The organism is Pseudomonas sp. A6 (assembly GCF_052367875.1).
Lineage (GTDB): Bacteria > Pseudomonadota > Gammaproteobacteria > Pseudomonadales > Pseudomonadaceae > Pseudomonas > Pseudomonas citronellolis.
The window spans coordinates 4,420,946-4,434,075 of the sequence record NZ_CP198970.1 but is presented as its reverse complement, the minus strand read 5'-3'; the positions used below and the strand labels follow the sequence as shown (position 1 = coordinate 4,434,075).

Annotated in this window: 12 protein-coding genes; 7 read left to right on the top strand and 5 right to left on the bottom strand. The window is 68.9% G+C overall.

Annotated features, from left to right (window positions below):
- The first annotated feature begins 37 nt into the window (after nucleotides 1–37).
- The 3 genes from ACTWJ5_RS19490 to ACTWJ5_RS19480 all read left to right on the top strand — a co-directional run bounded on the left by ACTWJ5_RS19490 (nucleotide 38) and on the right by ACTWJ5_RS19480 (nucleotide 2,109).
- Complete coding sequence (locus tag ACTWJ5_RS19490; protein WP_009622878.1) at nucleotides 38–916, top strand: DMT family transporter; 879 nt, start codon at nucleotides 38–40, stop codon at nucleotides 914–916.
- A 513-nt stretch (nucleotides 917–1,429) separates the two neighbouring features.
- Entirely contained in the window at nucleotides 1,430–1,780 is a 351-nt protein-coding gene (locus ACTWJ5_RS19485) for a type II toxin-antitoxin system RelE/ParE family toxin (protein ID WP_253390613.1), read from the top strand.
- Nucleotides 1,781–1,785: 5 nt separating this feature from the next.
- Nucleotides 1,786–2,109, top strand: a complete 324-nt coding sequence (locus ACTWJ5_RS19480; RefSeq protein ID WP_043271888.1) for a helix-turn-helix domain-containing transcriptional regulator — start codon at nucleotides 1,786–1,788, stop codon at nucleotides 2,107–2,109.
- A gap of 60 nt (nucleotides 2,110–2,169) precedes the next feature.
- Here the strand turns inward: ACTWJ5_RS19480 and ACTWJ5_RS19475 are convergent, their stop codons facing one another.
- Entirely contained in the window at nucleotides 2,170–3,546 is a 1,377-nt protein-coding gene (locus tag ACTWJ5_RS19475; protein WP_444436348.1) for an MFS transporter, read from the bottom strand.
- Nucleotides 3,547–4,075: 529 nt separating this feature from the next.
- On the opposite strand from ACTWJ5_RS19475, the gene quiC reads away from it, so the two are divergent.
- Nucleotides 4,076–5,986, top strand: coding sequence for a 3-dehydroshikimate dehydratase QuiC (quiC, locus tag ACTWJ5_RS19470; protein ID WP_444436347.1), 1,911 nt, complete (start codon nucleotides 4,076–4,078; stop codon nucleotides 5,984–5,986).
- A 93-nt stretch (nucleotides 5,987–6,079) separates the two neighbouring features.
- Nucleotides 6,080–6,745, top strand: a complete 666-nt coding sequence (locus ACTWJ5_RS19465; RefSeq protein WP_069864485.1) for a TetR family transcriptional regulator — start codon at nucleotides 6,080–6,082, stop codon at nucleotides 6,743–6,745.
- Here ACTWJ5_RS19465 and ACTWJ5_RS19460 read toward each other — a convergent pair.
- The 4 genes from ACTWJ5_RS19460 to ACTWJ5_RS19445 all read right to left on the bottom strand — a co-directional run bounded on the left by ACTWJ5_RS19460 (nucleotide 6,687) and on the right by ACTWJ5_RS19445 (nucleotide 11,344).
- Nucleotides 6,687–8,414 (bottom strand): FAD-dependent oxidoreductase, encoded by a 1,728-nt coding sequence (locus ACTWJ5_RS19460; protein WP_444439623.1) that lies wholly within the window; start codon nucleotides 8,412–8,414, stop codon nucleotides 6,687–6,689. The two genes, ACTWJ5_RS19465 and ACTWJ5_RS19460, sit on opposite strands and share 59 nt — an antisense overlap.
- A 64-nt stretch (nucleotides 8,415–8,478) precedes the next feature.
- Nucleotides 8,479–8,799 (bottom strand): NIPSNAP family protein, encoded by a 321-nt coding sequence (locus ACTWJ5_RS19455; protein WP_009622855.1) that lies wholly within the window; start codon nucleotides 8,797–8,799, stop codon nucleotides 8,479–8,481.
- A gap of 2 nt (nucleotides 8,800–8,801) precedes the next feature.
- Nucleotides 8,802–10,532, bottom strand: coding sequence for an FAD-dependent oxidoreductase (locus tag ACTWJ5_RS19450; RefSeq protein WP_444436346.1), 1,731 nt, complete (start codon nucleotides 10,530–10,532; stop codon nucleotides 8,802–8,804).
- Nucleotides 10,529–11,344, bottom strand: a complete 816-nt coding sequence (locus ACTWJ5_RS19445) for a shikimate dehydrogenase family protein (protein ID WP_444436345.1) — start codon at nucleotides 11,342–11,344, stop codon at nucleotides 10,529–10,531. The genes ACTWJ5_RS19450 and ACTWJ5_RS19445 overlap by 4 nt, the downstream gene beginning before the upstream one ends.
- A gap of 151 nt (nucleotides 11,345–11,495) precedes the next feature.
- Between ACTWJ5_RS19445 and ACTWJ5_RS19440 the strand changes: the two genes are divergently transcribed.
- Complete coding sequence (locus ACTWJ5_RS19440) at nucleotides 11,496–12,266, top strand: IclR family transcriptional regulator domain-containing protein (protein WP_301502234.1); 771 nt, start codon at nucleotides 11,496–11,498, stop codon at nucleotides 12,264–12,266.
- Nucleotides 12,267–12,349: 83 nt separating this feature from the next.
- Nucleotides 12,350–13,090, top strand: a complete 741-nt coding sequence (locus ACTWJ5_RS19435) for a sulfite exporter TauE/SafE family protein (protein ID WP_058071103.1) — start codon at nucleotides 12,350–12,352, stop codon at nucleotides 13,088–13,090.
- The last annotated feature ends 40 nt before the right edge of the window (nucleotides 13,091–13,130 follow it).

The following is a 13,130-nucleotide window of genomic DNA, read 5'->3' as shown; positions in this document are numbered from 1 at the left end:
TGCCGGGCGCCTTGCTTTGTAAACCACGGGAAACCCGATGACCGCCGCCTCCGCGTTGTCCGGCAGCAGCCAGCCCCTGAAGGGCATCCTTCTGGTGGTGCTGGCCACCTCGCTGTTCTCCACCCACGACGCCCTGTCCAAGTACCTCTCCGGTTTCTACCCGATCCTGCTGGTAGTCTGGGCCCGTTACGTGGTGCACACGCTGCTGATGGCCGGCATCTTCCTGCCGCAGTCGGGCCTGCGCGTGCTGCGTACCCGCCGGCCGGGGCTGCAGACTTTGCGCGCGCTGTGCCTGCTGGGCACCAGCCTGCTGTTCACCACCGGCCTGCAGTACATCCCCCTGGCCGAGGCCACGGCAGTCAACTTCCTCGCCCCGCTGATGGTCACCGCGCTGTCGGTGCCGCTGCTGCACGAGAAGGTCAGCGCCGGGCAATGGGCCGCGGTGAGCCTGGGCTTCGCCGGGGTGCTGGCGATCGTCCATCCCGGCGGTGAGTTGTTCACCCCGGCGGTGTTGCTGCCGCTGGGTTCGGCGCTGTGCTTCTGCTTCTACCAGCTGCTGACGCGCAAGCTGGCGGCGGTGGACAGCCCGACCACCAGCAACTTCTTCGCCGGCCTGCTGAACACCGCGCTGACCACGGCGATGGTGCCCTTCGTCTGGCACACCCCGAGCCTCGGCCATGCGCTGCTGATGCTCGCCCTGGGCACCTGCGGCATGTCCGCCCACCTGTTCCTCACCCAGGCCTTCCGCCACGCCGCGCCGGCGCTGTTGGCGCCCTTCGGCTACTGCCAGATCGTCTTCGCCGGGTTGATCGGCTGGCTGGTCTTCAGCCATGTGCCGAGCGCCAGTGCCCTGGTGGGGATTGCAGTGATCTGCCTGAGCGGGTTGGCGGCGGCCTGGATGCAGCGTCGGGGGTGAGGGGGCCGTGTAGGAGCGAGCTTGCTCGCGAAGGGAGTTTTCCGGTGGCGTCGGTGCTGGGTTCAAGAGCCCCTCACCCCAACCCTCTCCCAGAGGGAGAGGGGGCTGTCCTGAGCCGCCGGGAAGTCTGGAGTCATCCTGATATTCCTGGAGCGTAGGGTGCATAACCGTTCGCGGTTATCCGCCTCCGTCCGTGCCACCGATGCGTCCGGCGGGGCCGGTGAATCCAATCGCGGACGGAGTCCGCTCCTACGTCCGTGCTTCCTGGAACCGTAGGAGCGGACTCTGTCCGCGATTTTCCGCTGCGGGGCGTCGGACCTGGGCTCTCGCGATGTAGGCAGCTTCCGTTTCTTCTCCAGGGTGATAGCCAGGTGTGCAGCAGCGCACCCCGGGCAGGCGCCTGGCGGCCGTACTTTCTTCCCCTCGCACAGACGCCGGCGAGGGGGATTCCATTCCCGAAGCAGCATTCGCCTCGTCTGAGACCTATTGGTAAAAGGTAACGAGGAGGTTACCATGGTGGCCATAGAGGTGCTCGAGTATGTCCGGGAAGACAGGTCCTGCCCTTATCAGGAGTGGTTCGACGCCCTGCATTTCCAGGCGGCGGCCAAGGTTGCCACCGCCAAGGTGCGCATGGCGGTGGGCAACACCTCCAACATCAAATGGTTCGATGGCATCGGCGAATACCGCATCGACTGGGGCCCGGGCTACCGGATCTACCTGGCGAGGGACGGCGAGGCGCTCATCGTGCTGTTCGGTGGTGGCAGCAAGAACAGCCAGGCGGCGGATATCCGCAAGGCGAAGGCGCTGCATGCCGAGTACAAGCAACGCAAGAAGGCCCGGTTCGGGCCGCAGATGAGAGGGTGATTCCAATGGTACTGACCAGGGATTTCAAACAGACCGTCGTCGCGCGGGTGCAGCGCGAACCGGCATTCGCCACCGCGCTGCTCGACGAGGCGGCCTCGCTGTTCCTCAACGGCGAGCCGGACGCCGCGCGCCTGATCCTCCGCGATCTGGTCAACGCCACCCTGGGCTTCGAGCGCCTGGCGCTGGAGACGGAACGGCCGAGCAAAAGCCTGCACCGCATGCTGTCGGCCTCGGGTAATCCGGGCATGGACAACCTGGCGGCGATCTTCGATGCCCTGCGCCGTACCCTGGGGGTGGAAATCCAGGTGCGGGCGGTGCATGTCGCCTGATGCCGCCCCAAGAAAAAAGGCCCCTCACGGGGCCTTTTTTCATGCTCGGGCATTACCTGCTCAGTGGCTCGCCACCCGCAGGCTGTTCTGCCGCGCGCTGTCGTAGGTGGCCTTTTCCAGCGGCTTGGCGTCAGGCTTTCCCAGGTCTTCCATCGGCAGGCGGTGGGTTTCCGGGGCCAGGTAGGCGGCGAAGGCGCACAGGCAGGTGATGAGGAAGGCCAGGCTGCCGATCAGCATCGGGACGTTGTCCGAGCCGGGCGGGGCGACGGCGGCGAACAGCGCCGGCAGCATGGCGGTGAGCATGGTGCCGATGTTCTGCGCGATGGCCATGGCCGAGACGCGGTAGCGGGTCTGGAACAGCTCCGGGTAGAAGGACGGGAACACCGCGTTGTAGCCCTGGTACACCAGGCCCCACATCAGCAGCGACATGACGAAGGCCAGCGGCACGTTCTGGATGCTGATGGCGTACAGGTAGCCGAAGGCGAGCAGGCCCGAGCCCAGGGCGCCGACGATCATCGTCGGACGGCGGCCGATGCGGTCGGAGAGATTGCCGACGAAGGGAATGGCCAGCACCGCGACTATGTTGCCCACCACCGGGATCCACAGGTACACGCTCTTGTCGAAGCCTATGCCGTAGGCCGGCTGCACCGCATAGGCCGCGCCGAAGATGGTCGCCACCACCGGGATCACGTTCATCAGCGACATGACCATCACCAGCAGCATCTGCTTCCAGCTGTTGCGGAAGGCCTCGGATATCGGCGACCTGGCCACCTGCTGCTTGGCTTCCTCGTTGACGAAGGCCGGGGTCTCGTGGACTTCGCGGCGGATGATCAGGCCGGCGATCAGCACCACGGCGCTGAGCAGGAAGGGAATCCGCCAGCCCCAGGCGTTGAAGGCGTCGTTGGGCATGAAGTAGGCCAGCGGCAGGAACACCGCGGCGGCCATCACCTGGCCGGCCTGCACGCCCTGCAGGGTGTAGCTGGCGAAGTAGCCGCGGCGGCCGAAGGGCGCGTGCTCGAGGATCATCGAACTGGCCCCGGAGATTTCCCCGGCCACGGCGAAGCCCTGCACCAGGCGCAGCACCACCAGCAGCGCCGGGGCGAGGAAGCCGACGTCGTGGTAGGTCGGCAGCAGGCCCACGGCCATGGTCGACAGGCCCATCATGAACATGCACAGCAGCAGCACGTTCTTGCGCCCGCGGGTATCACCCCAGTGGCCGAGGAAGAAGGCGCCGATCGGGCGGGCCAGGTAGCCCACGCCGTAGGTCGCCAGCGACGCGACGATGGCCATCTTCGGGTCGGAGGAGGGGAAGAACAGCTGCGGGAAGATCAGCGCAGCGGCCTGGGCGTAGATGAAGAAGTCGTAGTACTCGAGAGCCGAGCCGATCCAGCCACTGGCGGTGGCTTTCTTGGCTTGGGAGCTGGAGGAAGTCGCCATCGTTGTCTCCGGTTCTTGTTGTTGTCGGTGCCTGCCCGGGCGCCGCGCCCTTCAGGGGCGTGTGCGCTGATCGAACAGGGGCACTGAGGTCGTCGCTAAGGCCCCTGGCCGGGGCCCGTGTCGGAAATGCGCCGGGCGGCGCGGCTCAGGGCTGGGGGCGAGCCGGCGTTCGTGTTGGGCTGGAGACGGCGGCGGTGAGGAGGCGTGCAGTCAACATGGGCAGGGACTCTTGTTGAAATTGTTATAGGGCAAGGCGTCTCGCGGGCCAGGGGAGGCATGGCCCTGGTGTGTCGCGGTGAATCCATGGTCAGCCACTGGACGAAAAACCGTCAATTCGCTGATCGGCCTTTTGTTCGCTGATCGAACACAAAACTAACTGGTTCGTACAATTTGCCTTGCCGCTGGAAAATACCCTGCGAATAATCCAATGACCAGCCGTGCGTCCTACGGCTGGCGATATTTCCGAAGGTCGCCGACAGCCGGCGGCCAGGCCATGGCTCGCAGAAGCCAGCAGCACAGGAGCCCCAGCATGCAGCGCTCGATCGCCACCGTCTCCCTGAGCGGTACCCTGCCCGAGAAACTCGAAGCCATCGCCGCCGCCGGCTTCGATGGCGTGGAGATCTTCGAAAACGACCTCCTGTACTACGACGGCAGCCCGCGCGACGTGCGCCAGATGTGCGCCGACCTGAATCTCGCGATCACCCTGTTCCAGCCGTTCCGCGATTTCGAGGGCTGCCGCCGCGAGCGCCTGGCGCGCAACCTGGAGCGCGCCGAGCGCAAGTTCGACCTGATGCAGGAACTGGGCACCGACCTGGTGCTGGTGTGCAGCAACACCGTCGCCGATTCCCTGGGCGAGCGCGACATTCTCGTCGACGACCTGCGCGAGCTGGCCGAGCGCGCCGGCAAGCGCGGCCTGCGCATCGGCTACGAGGCCCTGGCCTGGGGCCGCCACGTCAACACCTGGCAGCAGGTCTGGGACCTGGTGAAAGCCGCCGACCACCCGGCCCTGGGCGTGCTGCTGGACAGCTTCCACACCCTGTCGATCAAGGGCGACCCCAGCGGCATCGCCGACATCCCCGGCGAGAAGATCTTCTTCGTGCAGATGGCCGACGCGCCCGTGCTGGCCATGGACGTGCTGGAATGGAGCCGGCACTTCCGCTGCTTCCCCGGCCAGGGCGAGTTCGACCTGGCGGGCTTCCTCGCGCCCATCCTGCGCAGCGGCTACAAGGGCCCGCTGTCGCTGGAAATCTTCAACGACGGCTTCCGCGCCGCGCCGACCCGCTCCAACGCCGCCGACGGCCTGCGCTCGCTGCTCTACCTGGAGGAGAAGACGCGCCGCCTGCTGGAGCAGGACGCCGCGCCCGCCGGCGACCCCGGCATTCTCTTCGCGCCGCCGCCGGCCAGCCGCTACGACGGCGTGGAATTCCTCGAGTTCGCCGTGGACGAAAACCTGGGCGCGCGCCTGGGCAACTGGCTGGAGAAGCTCGGCTTCGCCCGCGCCGGCGAACACCGCTCCAAGGCGGTGAGCCTGCTGCGCCAGGGCGACATCAACATCGTGCTCAACGCCGAGCCGTACTCCTTCGCCCACAACTTCTTCGAGGCCCACGGCCCCTCGCTGTGCGCCACTGCCCTGCGGGTGCGCGACGGCGCCCAGGCCCTGGAACGCGCCCAGGCCTTCCGTGGCCAGCCGTTCCGCGGCCTGGTCGGCCCCAACGAGCGCGAGGTGCCCGCGGTACGCGCCCCCGATGGCAGCCTGATCTACCTGGTGGAGCCGGGCGCGCCGGGGCAGACCATCTACGACAGCGACTTCCGCCTCGACGCCCAGGCCCGCGCCAGCGGCAACCTGCAGCGCATCGACCACATGGCCATGGCCCTGCCGGCCGACAGCCTGGACAGCTGGGTGCTGTTCTACAAGGCGCTGTTCGACTTCGAGGCCGACGACGAGGTGGTCCTGCCCGACCCCTACGGCCTGGTGAAAAGCCGCGCCATCCGCAGCCGCTGCGGCAGCCTGCGCCTGCCGCTGAACATCTCGGAGAACCGCAACACCGCCATTTCCCACGCGCTGTCCAGCTACCGCGGCTCGGGCGTGCACCACATCGCCTTCGCCTGCGAGGACATCTTCGCCGAGGTCACCCGCGCCAAGGAGGCCGGGGTGCCGCTGCTGGACATCCCGCTGAACTACTACGACGACCTGGCGGCGCGCTTCGACTTCGACGACGAGTTCCTCAGCGAACTGGCCTACTTCAACGTGCTCTACGACCGCGACGCCCAGGGCGGCGAGCTGTTCCACGTCTACACCGAGCCGTTCGAGGGACGCTTCTTCTTCGAAATCCTCCAGCGCAGGAACGGCTATGCCGGTTACGGCGCGGCCAACGTCGCCGTGCGCCTGGCGGCCATGGCCCAGGCGCGCAGCGGCGCCGCGCGCAAGCCCAAGCTGTAGTGCCCGGGGGCGGCGCGGCAAGCCCCGCGCCGCTTCCCTTGGCGGGGTGGCGAGGCCCATAATCGGCGCTCTCCGTGAGGCTGCGAGCCAACCATGCCGAATGTCGTCGAACCCCTGGACCCCGCCGAAGTGCGTGGCAAGGGCCGCAAGAACAACCCCGAGAAAACCCGCGAGGGCATCCTCCAGGCGGCCATCGCCGAGTTCGTCCAGCAGGGCCTGTCCGGCGCCCGGGTGGACGCCATCGCCGAGCGCACGCACACCTCCAAGCGGATGATCTACTACTACTTCGGCAGCAAGGAGCAGCTCTACGTCGAAGTGCTGGAGAAGCTCTACGGCGACATCCGCCACACCGAGGACAAGCTGCACCTGGCGGAACTGGAGCCGCTGGAGGCGATCCGCCGCACCGTCGAGTTCGCCTTCGACCACCACGACCGCAACGTCGACTTCGTGCGCATCGTTTCCATCGAGAACATCCACCACGGCGAGTATGTGAAGAAGTCCACGGCGATCCGCTCGATGAGCAACAACATGCTGCTGTCGCTGGCCGAAATCCTCCGTCGCGGCGCCGAGCAGGGCCTGTTCCGCGAGGGCATCGACCCGCTGGACCTGCACCTGTTCATCAGCTCGTTCTGCTTCTACCGCGTGTCCAACCGCAACACCTTCGGCGAAATCTTCCAGATCGACCTGGCCGACGAGCAGGTCAAGCAACGCCACAAGCAGATGATCTGCGAGGCGGTGCAGCGCTACATCCAACGCTGAGCCCGGCCAGCTCCAGGCCGGCGAGGTAGCCGAAAGTCATGCCCGGCCCCAGGGTGATGCCGCCGCTGGGGTAGTGGCCGGCCATCACGCTGGCCATGTCGTTGCCCACCGCGTACAGCCCCTCGATGGCCGCGCCGCTGCCGTCCAGCACCCGCGCGCGGGCGTCGGTGCGCAGGCCGGCGAAGGTGCCGAGGCTGCCGGGCAGCAGCTTCACCGCATAGAACGGACCTTTTTCCAGGGGCCGCAGCGATGGGTTGGGGCGCTGCCGCGCCTCGCCCTGGGCCTTGTTGTAGGCCGAGCGGCCGCGCTGGAAATCCGGGTCCTCGCCCAGCGTTGCGTGTTCGTTGAAACGTTTTACCGTCGCCTGTAGCTGCTCGGCGTCGATGCCGCAGCGCGCCGCCAGTTGCTCCAGGCTGCAGGCCTTGACCAGATAGCCGCGGCGTTCGTAGGGCAGGTCCGGGAAGGGGAAGGGCTTCACCCAGCCGATGCCATAGCGCCGCCGCGCCCGGGCGTCGGCGATCAGCCAGGCCTCGTGGGGTTTGCCCGGCGGCGTGGCGGCGAACAGGGCGCTCATGAAATCGTGGTAGCAGTCGGCCTCGTTGGCGAAGCGCCGGCCGTCGCGGCGCACGCAGAGGAAGCCGGGCTTGGCCCGTTCGATCAGGTGCGGGAAGTGGCCGACGCTGCCATCGCGGCGCGGCACCAGCGATACCGGCACCCAGGCGCCGGCGTGGGCCAGGTCGTCGCGGACCTGTGCGCCTACCGACTCGCCCAGGCGCAGGCCGTCGCCGCTGTTCTGCGGCGGCGCGGCGGAGCGGTGCTGCCAGCCGTCCGGGGCGTGGGGCATGAGTCGGGCGATGCGTTCGCGGTCATGGGGGAAGCCGCCACAGGCCAGCACCACGCCGCGACGGGCGCGGAATTCCAGGGTGTCGCTACGCGCACCGGTCACCTTGCCACCTTCGCGGAGCAGTTCGTGGATCGGCGTTTGCGTCAGCAACTGCACCTTCAGGTCCAGTGCGCTGCGCAGCAGCCGCGCCACCAGGGCGTTGCCGTTGACCAACTGCGTGCCGCGCCCGTAACGCAGGCGCCCGTACCAGTGCTGGGCGATGCGCTTGAGCGCGTAGAGCGCGGCTTTCGGCGAGCGCGTGGCGTCGAGGAAGTTGGCCAGGTCGGCGCCGCCGGCGATGCCCATGCCGGCCAGGCTGACGATGTCCAGCGGCTCGCGCAGGTGGCGCAGCCAGGGGCCGAGTTCGCGGCCGTCGTAGGGCTGGGCGCACAGCGAGCGGCCGCCGGGGGCGGAGCCCTCGCCATCGCGCATGTCCGGCATGCGCGTGCCGCTGAAGAACTGCACGGCGCTGTGACGCTGGAAGAACTCGACCATCTCCGGGCCGTGGCGGAGGAAGGCGGCCTGGCGCTCGTCCAGTTGCTCGGCATGGACCTGCGCCTTGAGGTAGCGCTCCGGCGCATCGTCCGTCTCGACGTGGCCCTCGGCGAGGGCCAGCGGGTTGCGCGGGATCCACAGCCAGCCGCCGGACCAGGCGCTGGTGCCGCCGAGTTGCGCGGCCTTTTCCGCGACGACCACGCGCAGGCCGTGGTGCGCGGCGCTGACCGCGGCGGCCAGGCCGGCGGCGCCGGAGCCGATCACCAGGACGTCGCAGTCGAGGGTTTGCAAGGTGGGCATGGGTTTTCTCTTGTCGTTATCGGGGCGCGCGGAAGGGCTCCGCGCGCCGGGGCCATCACTGCAGCGGGGAGAAGCCGGTGGGCTTCATCAGCCGCGATTCCAGCTTGAGCACCGCACCCAGCTCCCGGTTCAGCTTGCCGAACTCGGCCCAGCGCGGGTCGGCGGCCATGCTGGCGCGGCGCTGCATGCGCTCGTCCAGGCTCTCGTAGGCCCACAGGTGCACCACCTGGCTGCATTCGCCGAACTCGGTGGTGAAGAAGCCCACCAGCCTGCCCAGGTGCTCGGTCTGCACCTCGTAGGCGTGGCTGCGGTACAGGGCCAGCCAGTCGGCGAGTTTCAGCGGGTCGATGCTGTAGGTGCGCAGTTCGTAGTACATCGTCAGTGCTCCAGGGTTGCTTGTTGCGAGGCCGGCGCGGCGAGGCGCGCGGCTATGTGGTTGGCCGCCAGCCAGGCGAAGGTCAGGCCGGGGCCGAGGGTGATGCCGGGGCCGGGATAGGTGCCGTCCATCAGCGAGTTCATGTCGTTGCCGGCGGCGTAGAGGCCGGGGATCGGCTGGCCGTCGCGGCCGAGCACGCGGGCCTGGCCGTCGGTGACCAGGCCGCGGGCCGAGCCGAGGTCGCCGGTGTGCAGGCGGATGGCGTAATAGGGCGCCTTCTCCAGCGGCGCCAGGCAGGGGTTGGGGCGGTGGTCCGGGTCGCCCATGTAGCGGTTGTAGCTGTTGCCGCCCTTGGCGAAGTCCGCGTCGACGCCGTTGCGCGCGTTGGCGTTGAAGCGCTCCAGCGTCTGACGCAGGCCCTCGGCGTCGATGCCGAGGGCACGGGCCAGGGCGTTCGGCGAATCGGCCTGGTACAGGTAGCCGGCTTGCACCAGCGCGCTGTTGTCGACCGGCTTCGGTCGCGCCAGGCCCAGGCCGTAGCGGTTCATGGCGCTGGCGTCGCAGATCAGCCAGCACTCGGTGTTGCCGCTGGCGAACATGCTCTGCACGAAGTGGTGGTAGGAGTTGGACTCGTTGACGAAGCGTCGGCCGGCGCGGTTCACCGCGATCACCCCGGGCTTGGCGCGGTCGGTGACCAGGTGCGGGAAGCGCTCGCGGCCGCCGTCGGCGTGGCGCAGCTCGGAGACCGGCGCCCAGAAGAAGTTCGCCGCCAGGCCCTCGCCGGCGGCGGCACCAATGGCCTCGCCCAGGCGCAGGGCGGCGCCGTCGTTGCATTCCGGCGACATGCTCAGGTGCTCGCCGTCGCTCGCCGGGCGGAAGCGCTCGGCCAGCTTGCCGGCAGCGAAGCCGCCCATAGCGCAGACTACGCCGCCGTGCACGCGGATGCGCTCGATGCGGCCTTCGTGCAGCACCTGGGCGCCGATCACCGCGCCGTTCTCGACCAGCAACTGCTGCGCCTCGCTGTTCAGCCACAGTTCCACGCCCTTGGCGAAGGCCGTGGTGGCCAGGCGCGCGATCAGGGCGTTGCCGGTGGTCAGGCGCGTGCCGCGGTGGTGGCTGAGGCGGTCGACGCCGTAGCGGGCCAGCAGCTTCAGGCAGTGCCACAACGACTTCGGCGAACGGCGGAAGCTGAGGAAATGCTGGATGTCCACGCGGTTCACCATCATGCCGCCGAACAGCAGCATGCCCGGCGGCGGCATGCGCAGGTCGCGGAAGCGCTCGCCGAGGTGGCGGCCGTCGTACTCGACCATCTCCAGGGCGCGGCCGAATTCGGTGCCGCCTTCCTCGTCGGGGTAGTAGTCCGGGGAGTGCGGGCGCAGGGCGTAGCGCAGCTCGGTGTTGGCCTCCAGCCAGCGCAGCGCCTGGTGGCCGTTGCGGATGAAGCTGTCCACCAGCTCGGGCTTGTAGCCCGGGCCGATGGTGCGCTGCAGGTAGGTGCGCATGGCTTCTTCGGAATCCTGCGCACCGGCGGCGCGGGCCTGGTCGGTGCCGTAGACCCACACCGCGCCGCCGGAGATGGCCGAGGTGCCGCCGAAGCTCGCCGCCTTCTCCAGCATCAGCACGCGCAGGCCCTGGCAGGCGGCAGTGGCTGCGGCGGCGAAACCGGCGGCGCCGCTGCCCAGCACCAGCAGGTCGCACTCGCGGCTCCAGGCCGGGGCGTTGAGGCTGGTCATGGCTGAATCTCCAGCGGCGTGACGCCCATGAAGGCGCCCAGGTTGCCCAGCTGCGCGAAGGCCATCTCGGCGCCGGTCTGGATGCGGCAGCCGGCCTCGCGGGCGCGCTCCAGCAGCGGGGTGATCTCCGGCTTGGTGACCACGTCGGCCACCAGGGTGTGCGCCTGCAGGCCGTCGAGCAACATGCCCGGCAGTGGCAGCTCGCCGGTGCCGCCCATGCCCACCGGCGAGGCGTTGACCAGCAGGTCGAGGCCGGCCAGGTCGTCGCAGCCCACGCCGATGCGCACCTGGGGGAAGAGGGTGCCCAGGCGCTCGACCAGGGCGGCAGCGCGCACCTGGTCGAGGTCGCACAGGCGCAGCTCGCCGATGCCGGCTTCGCACAGCGCATAGGCGATGGCGCTGCCGACGCCGCCGGAGCCGATCACCAGCGCGCGCTTGCCGGCCGGCTGCAAGCCGTGGCGCCGGGCGGCGTTGAGGAAGCCGGCGCCGTCGACGTTGTCGCCCAGCAGGCGGCCGTCGGCCTCGCGGCGGATCACGTTGACCGAGCCCAGCGCCTCGGCGCGGGCGCTCAGGCCGTCCAGGCGCGGCGCCAGGGCCTGCTTGTAGGGCACGGTGACCACGCAGCCGCGCAGGTTGTGCCAGCCGCGCAGGGTGGCGACGAAGGCATCGAGGGCGTCGGCGCCCAGGTCGATGGCGATCATCGCCAGGTCGTGGCCGTTGTGGGCGAACCAGGTGTTGAAGTTCTCCGGCGACTTCACCTGCGCGATGGGTGTGCCGACGATGGCGACCAGTTCGGTGGAACCGCGAATCATGCTGACCTCCAGGGGTTCTTGGCGTTGTTCTGCTGGCCAGGGTGCGGCGGCGGGCTTTTGCGCTCAATGCGATTGACGGCGCTTTAGTGCGGTATTCGCAGTGATAATGCGATAATCGCAATATTCGGCCGAATTGCCCGGAGCCCGTGCCTTGGAAACCCCCAGCATCCACCCCCGCGACCTGATCGCCGGCCTGCAGAAAGGCCTGGCGCTGATGCAACTGTTCAGCGCCGAGCGCCCGCGCCTGAGCGTGCCCGAGGCGGCGCGGCTGTCCGGCCTCACTCCCAGCGCCGCGCGGCGCTTCCTGCTGACCCTGGTGCACGAAGGCTTTGCCGAGACCGACAGCCGCCACTACTGGCTGACGCCCAAGGCGCTGCGCATCGGCCAGGCCTACGTGGACTCGGCGCAGCTGCCGCGCATGCTGCGGCCCATCGTCGAGCAGGTGGCGCGGCAGACCCAGGAGCACGTCTCGGTGGGCACCCGCGACGGCGACGAGATCGTCCACGTGGTGCGCAGCCGCTACAGCCACATCGCCTCGCTGTCGATCCGCCCCGGCTCGCGGGTGCCCATGTACTGCACCGCCAGCGGCCGCCTGTGGCTGGCGGCGCTGGGTGCGTCGGAACTGGCGGCCTATTTCGAACGCAACCCGCCACGGGCGCTGACGCCCTACACGCTGACGGACATGGACGCCTTGCACGCCGAGATCGCCAAGGTCGCCCGGCAGGGCTACTGCGTGGTGGACCAGGAATACGAGATCGGCATGCGCGTGATCGGCGTGCCGCTGCTGGACCGCAGCGGGCGCATGCGCGCGAGCCTGGCTATCACCACCCACGCCTCGCGCCTGGGCCTGGACGAGATGCGCCTGCGCTACCTGCCGGCGCTGTACGAGGCCCAGGCGCTGCTGCGCCCGGTGGTGGACTGAGCGTGCGCTGATCGCCCGTAGGGCCTGGCGCAGACGCGTCGACGCGGCATAATCGGCGGCTCCGTGTGCCGACGAGTTGCGTGATGACCCTCGAATTCCTCCTGGTGGCGATCCCCGCCGTGCTGCTCACCGGCGTCTCCAAGGGCGGCTTCGGCGGCGCCCTGGGCGGCATCGCCGTGCCGCTGATGGCCCTGGCCATGCCGCCGACCCAGGCCGCCGCGCTGATGCTGCCGATCCTCTGCATGGCCGATTTCACCGGCCTGCGGCGCTTCTACGGCAAGTGGGATGTGCGCAACCTGAAGATCATGCTGCCCGGCGCGCTGCTGGGCGTGGCGGCGGGCGCGCTGAGTTTCGGCCTGCTCAGCGAGCGCTTCATCGCCCTGCTGATCGGCGGCATCGCCATCGCCTTCGTGCTGCTCAACACCCTGGTGGCCCGCGCCGCGGCCCAGCCGAAGCCGGCGGCGGTGGGCAAGGGCGTGGTGCTCTCGGGCATCGCCGGCTTCACCAGCTTCGTCGCCCACGCCGGCGGCCCGCCGGTGATGATGTACCTGCTGCCGCAGCAACTGGAGAAGGTGCGCTATATCGCCACGGTGAACTGCTTCTTCCTGCTGACCAACGCCATCAAGCTGGTGCCCTACGCGCTGCTCGGCCAGTTCACCTGGAGCAACCTGGGGACCAGCCTGCTGCTGGCGCCCATCGTGGTGCTGGGTGTGTGGCTGGGGATCTGGTTGCAGGACAAGGTCAACCATGTGTGGTTCTACCGCATTGCGCGGCTGGGGTTGCTGGCGACCGGGGTGCAGTTGGTTTGGGAGAATTGGCGCTAGGGGCTTTTCGTAGGAGCGAGCTTGCTCGCGAACAATGGCG

Bases quoted from the DNA above. Each gene is read 5' to 3' on its own strand.
- ACTWJ5_RS19490 (WP_009622878.1), top strand. From the start codon at position 38: ATGACCGCCGCCTCCGCGTTGTCCGGCAGCAGCCAGCCCCTGAAGGGC.
- ACTWJ5_RS19485 (WP_253390613.1), top strand. From the start codon at position 1,430: ATGGTGGCCATAGAGGTGCTCGAGTATGTCCGGGAAGACAGGTCCTGC.
- ACTWJ5_RS19480 (WP_043271888.1), top strand. From the start codon at position 1,786: ATGGTACTGACCAGGGATTTCAAACAGACCGTCGTCGCGCGGGTGCAG.
- ACTWJ5_RS19475 (WP_444436348.1), bottom strand. From the start codon at position 3,546: ATGGCGACTTCCTCCAGCTCCCAAGCCAAGAAAGCCACCGCCAGTGGC.
- quiC (WP_444436347.1), top strand. From the start codon at position 4,076: ATGCAGCGCTCGATCGCCACCGTCTCCCTGAGCGGTACCCTGCCCGAG.
- ACTWJ5_RS19465 (WP_069864485.1), top strand. From the start codon at position 6,080: ATGCCGAATGTCGTCGAACCCCTGGACCCCGCCGAAGTGCGTGGCAAG.
- ACTWJ5_RS19455 (WP_009622855.1), bottom strand. From the start codon at position 8,799: ATGTACTACGAACTGCGCACCTACAGCATCGACCCGCTGAAACTCGCC.
- ACTWJ5_RS19450 (WP_444436346.1), bottom strand. From the start codon at position 10,532: ATGACCAGCCTCAACGCCCCGGCCTGGAGCCGCGAGTGCGACCTGCTG.
- ACTWJ5_RS19445 (WP_444436345.1), bottom strand. From the start codon at position 11,344: ATGATTCGCGGTTCCACCGAACTGGTCGCCATCGTCGGCACACCCATC.
- ACTWJ5_RS19435 (WP_058071103.1), top strand. From the start codon at position 12,350: ATGACCCTCGAATTCCTCCTGGTGGCGATCCCCGCCGTGCTGCTCACC.